Source organism: Nostoc sp. 2RC (assembly GCF_014222165.1).
Lineage (GTDB): Bacteria > Cyanobacteriota > Cyanobacteriia > Cyanobacteriales > Nostocaceae > Nostoc > Nostoc linckia.
Window position 1 is genome coordinate 1 of the sequence record NZ_JACKZU010000541.1, and the last position, 3,729, is coordinate 3,729.

Sequence of the window (3,729 nt, forward strand, 5' to 3'; positions counted from 1 at the left end):
TCCCCCATCTCCCCCATCTCCCGATCTCACCACTCTCTACTTTTTCGCAATCTTGCAATATTCTTGGATGACTTTTACATCCAAGGTCGTATTTTGTAAGGAACGAATGGCGGCGACGGTAGCTTTTGCGCCTGCAATGGTGGTTATGATAGGAATTTTGTAAGCCAAGGCTGTGCGGCGGATTAACCTGGCATCGGTTTGGGCTTCTTCTCCTGAAGGTGTGTTGATAATCAGTTGGATTTTCTGATTTTTGATTGCATCTAGGACGTGGGGTCGTCCTTCATGGAGTTTCAGTACTAATTCAACATCTAAGCCCTGTTCGCGAAGCACCCGGCGCGTACCAAGTGTGGCCATCACCTTAAAGCCCAAATCGATAAATTCTTTTACCACAACTGCGGCAGTTGCTTTATCGCGATCGCTCATTGATACAAAGACGGTTCCGCTTAGTGGTAAACGCTCTCCAGCGCCCAATTCTGCTTTGGCAAAGGCTCGGCCAAAGTCGCTGTCAATCCCCATCACCTCACCAGTGGAGCGCATTTCTGGGCCTAATATTGTATCAGTTCCAGGGAATTTATTAAAGGGTAATACAGCTTCCTTAACAGCAATGTGGGTGGGGATGATTTCCTCGGTGAAGTTTAGCTCCTCTAAGGTTTTCCCTGACATGATTAAGGAGGCTAGTTTGGCTAACTGCACGCCCGTTGCTTTAGAAACAAATGGCACTGTACGGGAGGCGCGGGGGTTGGCTTCGAGAATATAAACTTGGGGAGAATAGCCGCTTGCACCAATGACGGCAAACTGAATATTCATCAATCCCACCACTGACAAGGCCTGGGCTAGTTGCACTGTCCATGTGCGAATTTGGTTGAGAACTGCTGGTGGTAAGGAAATGGAAGGTAGGGCACAAGCAGAGTCTCCTGAGTGAATTCCCGCTTGTTCAATGTGTTCCATGATACCGCCAATGACAACTCGTCCTGTATGGTCGGCGATGGCATCAACATCGACTTCAATGGCATTTTCTAAAAACTTATCAATTAAAATTGGATGGTCTGGTTCTACTTGCACCGCAAAGGTCATGTAGCGTTCCAACTCGGTATCGGAATAAACGATTTCCATCGCTCTTCCCCCCAACACATAGCTAGGACGCACCACCACTGGATAGCCAATGCGTTTGGCCACAATCAGCGCATCTTCGTAACTGCGAGCAATACCGTTGGGTGGTTGAGCAATATTCAACTCCTTGAGAATTTTTTCAAATCGCTCTCTGTTTTCTGCCATATCAATGGAATCTGGGGATGTACCCCAAATTTTGGGAATTGGGCATTGGGAGTTTTCCTCAGTCCCCAGTCTTTGCAAATATTGTTGCAGTGGAACAGCTAACTTCAATGGTGTTTGTCCGCCAAACTGGACTATTATGCCGACAGGATTTTCAGCTTCGATGATATTTAAGACATCTTCTTTTGTTAACGGCTCGAAGTAAAGGCGATCGCTGGTATCATAATCAGTGGAAACTGTCTCTGGGTTAGAGTTGACCATAATCGTTTCGTACCCTGCTGCTTTCAATGCATAGGCAGCGTGACAACAACAATAGTCAAACTCAATTCCCTGTCCGATGCGGTTGGGGCCACCACCCAAAATCATGACTTTGGGCTTGGTTGCTGGTAAAACTTCTGTTTCTTCTTCGTAGGTAGAATAGTAGTAAGGAGTAAACGCTTCAAACTCCGCCGCACAGGTGTCCACAGTTTTGTAAACTGCGATGACTCCTAATTGTTGGCGATAGGTGCGGACTTCATCTTCGGTGGTTTTGGTAGCATAGGCAATCTGGCGATCGCTAAATCCATTGCGCTTCACTTCATAAAGTTGCTCTTTTGTCAATTCCTTTAATGATGTGCGCTTGAGAAATTTCTCTATATCCAGAATTTGCTGCATTTTATCCAGGAACCACGGGTCAATACCTGTGAGTTCGTAGATTTCCTCAGCAGTGATTCCTAGTTGTAGGGCATGACGCACAGCAAAAATGCGATCGGGGTTTGGTGTCCGCAGTAGGGCGCGAATTTGTTCGCCACTGGGTAATTTTTCGGCTTTGTCGCAACCCCAGCCAGCACGTCCGGTTTCCAGAGAACGCAGGGCTTTTTGGAAGGATTCGTTAAAAGTCCGGCCAATTGCCATTGCTTCCCCCACTGACTTCATTTGCGTTGTCAGCACTGGTTCCGAACCGGGGAACTTTTCAAAGGCAAAGCGGGGGATTTTTGTAACTACGTAGTCAATTGTTGGTTCAAAGGACGCCGGAGTTTTCTTGGTGATGTCATTTTTAATTTCATCCAAAGTGTAGCCTACAGCCAACTTTGCTGCCATTTTGGCAATGGGGAAACCCGTAGCTTTAGATGCTAAAGCCGAACTACGAGACACGCGGGGGTTCATTTCAATCACCACCACATCTCCGGTGACAGGATTAACGGCAAATTGAATATTAGAACCGCCAGTTTCCACACCTATCTCGCGGATGATTTTAATTGCCATATCCCGCAGCCTTTGATATTCTTTATCAGTGAGGGTTTGGGCGGGAGCCACGGTAATGGAGTCCCCGGTGTGGATGCCCATAGGGTCAAGGTTTTCGATGGAGCAGATAATCACCACGTTATCTGCAAGGTCGCGCATCACTTCGAGTTCGTATTCTTTCCAACCAAGTAAAGACTGGTCAATGAGAATTTGAGAAACAGGGCTAGCATCGATACCAACCTGTGCCATTTCCTCAAATTCCTCTTGGTTGTAGGCAATACCGCCGCCACTTCCACCCATTGTAAAAGCAGGACGAATAATCAAGGGATAAGTACCAATTTCGCGAGCGATCGCTTTTGCTTCATCCAAAGATTCGGCTGTACCACTAGGACATACAGCTACGCCAATTTTTGCCATTGCCTCACCAAAAAGTTTTCTATCTTCGGCTTTTTCAATGGCTGGCAGTTTGGCACCGATTAACTCAACGCCGTACTTTTCCAAAGCGCCATTTTTGGCTAAAGCAACAGCGATATTCAGAGCAGTTTGTCCTCCCATCGTTGGGAGTAGAGCATCAGGGCGTTCTTTGGCGATTACTTTTTCGACCAATTCCGGGGTCAGCGGCTCAATGTAAGTGCGATCGGCCGTTTCCGGGTCGGTCATAATCGTTGCAGGGTTAGAGTTGACCAACACCACCTCATAGCCTTCTTCTCGCAACGCTTTGCAGGCTTGAGTGCCAGAGTAGTCAAACTCACAGGCTTGTCCAATCACAATTGGGCCAGAGCCTAACAGTAGAATCTTCCGGAGGTCATCACGGCGGGGCATAGTATTTGCCTTGGAGTACGAGAATACAAATCCTGATCATTTTAAGGGTGTTTACCCCCTATCGTACTTTTTATTATTAAGTTTTCTAACTTGATGAGGGGCAGGGAGATGAGGGAGATGACGGAGACTTGTACTGAGCGGAGCCGTTGGCGCAGCCTCTCGCAGAGAAGTATGAGGGGACAAGGAGAATAATTCCTCTGTCAACACTCAACACCCCCATACCCAATGCCCCATACTCAATAGATTATTTCCTATTTCTAAATTTTATTGAATTATGATGCTAAATTACTCCTTACTCTTGCAAATAGTTTTTATTTACTTTGATGAAAATTTTCAATAAATGCTGATTGATGATGACAAATATTTGGCTGTTTATTTATAACAACTAGTTTAGCGTTCTCAAAATATATG

1 protein-coding gene is annotated in these 3,729 nt (G+C 46.2%); it reads right to left on the reverse strand.

Annotated elements, in window-relative coordinates; genetic code table 11:
• Positions 1 to 36: 36 nt before the first annotated feature.
• A complete protein-coding gene (gene carB, locus GNE10_RS32795; RefSeq protein ID WP_185570199.1) occupies positions 37 to 3,318 on the reverse strand; it encodes a carbamoyl-phosphate synthase large subunit in 3,282 nt (1,093 codons plus the stop codon).
• Positions 3,319 to 3,729 lie beyond the last annotated feature (411 nt).